This is a genomic window from Bacillus sp. MBGLi79 (assembly GCF_002953915.1).
In genome coordinates this window covers 3,869,353-3,873,589 of record NZ_CP026521.1, presented here as the reverse complement: position 1 = coordinate 3,873,589, position 4,237 = coordinate 3,869,353, and the positions used below count along the sequence as shown (strand labels likewise).

Below are 4,237 nucleotides of genomic sequence, written 5' to 3'. Positions count from 1 at the left end.
GCTTTTTGTGTCAAATTAAAAGTCTGTGAAATGCCGTCCAACAGATGAAACTGATATAAGCCGATGTTTTTTACAAGCACTTCCCTGTCGTAGGAGTAGCTTAAAAACTTCGGCTGATCCAGCTCCGACAGGGCGAGATTAAACAGTACCGTGCCGGCAGCTGCCGCGTAGTAGATCTTAACGGATTTAGCGGAAAGCTTTTTGCCGGTTCTTGTGCGCGTTTTTGCCAGCCAGACCAAAAGAGCCAAATCCAGAAAAAGCGCGATGAAAACCGGATTGAACAGCTCCTGAAAACTGCTCCCAAGCCCCCCGAGGTTTTTTGCCTGGAACAGGACGGGAACAGTGATGAAATCGATGTAGAAACCATAGAAAATACTGTTTGCAATCAAGATGCCCGTCAGGACGACATTAGCCCCGATTAAATAGAGGCGCTGCGTTTTTTCGCGAAAAAAGAGGCTGATGCCGAGTACAGGGATGAGAAAGCTAAGCGGGTTGATAAACAGGATCAATTCCTGAAGTGCGTTGTCGATTTGTAAATTAAAGCCCAGCTTGTAGATGAAGTACGTTTTCATCCACATAAAAAATATGGATAGGCATAAAAACCACTGCTTTTTAAAAAATTGTTCTTTCATATAAATAGCTCCTCACATATAATCCCCGCAGGTAAACAACACCAAGATAAAACGACTGAACAAAGCATAATACAGCAATCGGTCAAACCGTCCCTTTCGTCAGGCGATCAAGTTCGCAATAAAATAGCACGAAACAACGGTGAGCACAGCCAGAACGCCTTGTTCCGCCTTCCCGCCGGTTTTAATATAAAGGGGCAGCCGAACCTTAATGGCGGACGGAAAGAAAAGTTTGATGCCATTTACAGTCCCGGCATCAAGGAGCAGATGGCTCGCCATTCCGGCCATCAATCCGACAAAAATGCTCTGATCTGTAAAATATAAATGTGCCGCAAATGCCGTGATGAGCAAAAAGAGCAGGCTGTGTGTAAACGTCCTGTGCCCGAAGACAGAACTGACCACTGCTGATAAAATCGGTAGCCTTCTGCCGATCTTGCTCTTTGTATGGCAAATATCCGGAATCAATGCTCCGATAACGCCCGAAGCTGTCATGAACCCTGGATCATATCCGTAAAAATAAGCAGCAGCCGTGCAAGAAGCGACCCCTCCCATGATGTGTGTTTTTCCTGTCATATCGCTTCTCCTTTAAGACCTATAACAATTTCCTAATGAAAACTATATCAAGAGTTCTGGCGGCCTTCAAGACAGATGGTGGCAACTTGTCAGGCAAAAAACGCATTTTCCTGAGGCAATCAGCATGTTTACATCTAGAATATGGTGTTTTCAGTTAAAAAACACATTCAAGGTTCTGCATAATTTTAAAGTGATAAGCCAAATTAAAATTGTACCACATTTTTAAAGAGGTGATTCATTTGGGTATTTTCTTCAATAAAGATAGAGGAAATAAGGAAAAGGACCAAAACGCCGTTCGGGGGGCGCTTGAAGATGCAGGACAAGCGCTGAAAGGAGACCCTTTGCAAGAGGCGGTCAACAAAAAGAAAAACAACCGATAAATGACAGATGGAAGCGCCGTCTTCCATTCTGCAGAAGGCTGCCGAAACAGGCGGCCTTTTGGCGCGGCTGTCCGTTTTTCCATCACTTCCCTTTGACAGATTAAAATTTCTCTGGTAACCTCTTTTCAGAATATGTGATAAATCCTCACTCTTAACTCTTAGTGAGGTAGAGGTTGCGCGGATGATGAGTCGCATGTGTGAGGCTGATGGGGCCGATGATCATATGCAAAAGGCATCAGCGCCGAAGCATAAGGAAGCCATTCATTCTTTATGCTGGGTCTGCATTGAATAAGTGCAGGACTGCCGCGGGTTTTCCCGCGGAGGGCTATCCGGAGATCAAGAGTGTATGTTTAACCAAAGCATGGACTTTTGTTCATGCTTTTTTTATTTTGAATGATCTCACGGTCTGGTCCGGCATATTTTTTATAAAATGCTCGGAGGTTATATCTTATGGAACAGACAAAAAAATGGGGCTTCTGGCTTCTTACCGCTTTTGTTGTCGGCAATATGGTCGGCTCAGGGATTTTTATGCTCCCCAGCACACTCGCCCAGACGGCAAGCCCGTTCGGCGTAACGGCGGCATGGCTGGTGACGGGTGCGGGGGTGCTGATGATCGCCCTTGTATTCGGTCATTTATCCATTCGCCGTCCGGATCTTAAAGCAGGTCCGCAAAGCTATGCAAGAGCTTTATTCTCAGACCCTAAAAAAGGGAATGCGGCAGGTTTTACAATGGTATGGGGGTATTGGGTGGCAAGCTGGATCAGCAACGTGGCCATCATTACAAGCCTTGCAGGCTATTTGACGACTTTCCTGCCGATCTTAACTGACGGACGCGAGCTGATTGAACTCGGCGGCCACCCCGTTACACTCGGCCAGCTCTTGACATTTATCGTATGTACAATCTTGTTATGGGGGACGCATTTCATCTTAGTCTCCAGCATAAATGGAGCGGGCAAACTGAACTTTTTAGCAACTTTTTCAAAAGTGCTTGGGTTTGTCCTGTTTATTGTTGCAGGTTTGTTCGTTTTTCAGACGGCTTTATTCGAATCATTTTATTTTCCAATCGAATCAGAAGGCAAAAGTATTGGGCTGGGCGGACAGGTTCACAATGCGGCGATTTCAACGCTGTGGGCGTTTGTCGGCATCGAGTCTGCGGTAATCTTATCAGGGCGCGCATCATCCCAGCGCGATGTCAAACGCGCGACGATTACCGGACTGTTAATTGCGCTCGGCATTTATATGGTCATCACTTTAATAACGATGGGCGTCATCCCGCACGATCAGCTCCAGGCATCGGATAAACCGTTCGTTGATGTGCTGCACGTGATCATCGGCAGCTTTGGCAGTGTAATTATGGCGGTCTTGGCAATCGTTTCTTTGTTTGGATCGATGCTCGGCTGGATTTTAATCGGCGCAGAGGTTCCGTATCAGGCGGCAAAGGCCGGTGATTTTCCTGCTTTCTTTGCGAAAACGAACAAAAAGGGAAGCCCGGTTAATTCATTGATCGTCACAAACGTGATGTCGCAGATCTTTATTTTCTCAACGGTTTCGGGAACGATCAGCGAGGCCTTTACGTTTTTAACAACGTCGGCGACGCTCGCTTACCTTGTGCCTTATCTTGTGGCGGCTGTTTTCAGCTTGAAGCTCATCCTCAAAGGGGAGACATACGGCGAACTGAAAGGTTCAAGAACAGGGGACGGCATCATCGCTTTGGCTGCTCTGGTGTATTCTTTATGGGTCATCGTTTCAGGTACGTCTGACTTAACCACCTTTATCTTGGGAATCGGGCTGTTTTTCGTCGGTCTTGCGATCTACCCGTTCGTCTACAAAAAGTTCAAAAATAATCAAGTGTGATAAAGTTCTTTGCCAGCCGGGTCTTTTAGCAGAAGATCGGCTGGCTTTTTGATTCCCGCCGAAATTTTTGATTAAAATTTCCGCTTAGGCCTGTTATACTATAAAATGAAAATGATAATCGTTATCGGTTAAAAAGATCGAAAGGAATGGCATCGAGGGAGCTCTTACAAAAACATACATCGTATCAACAGCGCGGATGGCCCTGATGGAGAACAGAAACCGATCATCCGTCCGCTCGGAGCTGTTTTTGTCCTGGCCGGCGGAATCATGCTGCTGCTGTTTGGCGCCGCATTATCGATTGCGCTCGGTGCGGCTGATATAAAGCTTGGAACGGTTTGGGACGCCATTTTTCATTTTGATGCGAAAAATACGGCCCATCAAATTATTCAGGAACTCAGACTGCCAAGGACGGTAAGTGCGGCTCTTGTGGGCGCCTGCTTGGCGGTTTCCGGAGCCGTGATGCAGGGGATGACGAGAAACCCTCTCGCATCGCCGGAAATTATGAGCGTCACGCACGGGTCAGCTTTCGCAATTGCTGTCGCGTTTGCTTTTTTTCCGGGAACCTCATCGGTCGGGCTGATGATCTGGTCGTTTGCCGGCGCGGGTCTTGGAGCGGGACTCGTTTTTGCGATCGGAATGTTTTCAAAAGGCGGTCTTACGCCTGTAAAGCTGGCTTTGGCCGGTACGGCTGTCGGCACATTTCTGAGCGCTCTTTCTACGAGCATTGCGATCCATTTTGATGTGGCGCGCGACGTCAGTTTTTGGTATGCCGGAGGTGTCGCTGGCACGAAATGGCTCCGC

4 protein-coding genes, 1 pseudogene and 1 riboswitch are annotated in these 4,237 nt (G+C 47.3%); of the genes and pseudogenes, 3 read left to right on the top strand and 2 right to left on the bottom strand.

The genetic code is table 11. The features are described 5' to 3' along the window. Both C1T29_RS24910 and C1T29_RS19790 read right to left on the bottom strand, forming a co-directional pair. Positions 1–632, bottom strand: a pseudogene (locus tag C1T29_RS24910) (hypothetical protein); the annotation flags it as partial. Positions 633–731: 99 nt separating this feature from the next. Then, positions 732–1,202: a metal-dependent hydrolase gene (locus tag C1T29_RS19790; RefSeq protein WP_208945537.1), complete on the bottom strand. Its 471-nt coding sequence runs from the start codon at positions 1,200–1,202 to the stop codon at positions 732–734. 239 nt (positions 1,203–1,441) lie between these two features. On the opposite strand from C1T29_RS19790, the gene sspJ reads away from it, so the two are divergent. The 3 genes from sspJ to C1T29_RS19775 all read left to right on the top strand — a co-directional run. Further along, a complete protein-coding gene (sspJ, locus tag C1T29_RS19785) occupies positions 1,442–1,582 on the top strand; it encodes a small acid-soluble spore protein SspJ (protein WP_003185183.1) in 141 nt (46 codons plus the stop codon). A gap of 159 nt (positions 1,583–1,741) precedes the next feature. Then, positions 1,742–1,918, top strand: a riboswitch (Lysine riboswitch). A 114-nt stretch (positions 1,919–2,032) separates the two neighbouring features. Beyond that, positions 2,033–3,436 (top strand): amino acid permease, encoded by a 1,404-nt coding sequence (locus C1T29_RS19780; RefSeq protein WP_020452927.1) that lies wholly within the window; start codon positions 2,033–2,035, stop codon positions 3,434–3,436. 183 nt (positions 3,437–3,619) lie between these two features. Beyond that, positions 3,620–4,237, top strand: a 618-nt coding sequence (locus tag C1T29_RS19775; RefSeq protein WP_208945738.1) for a FecCD family ABC transporter permease, incomplete at its 3' end; no start/stop codon positions are given.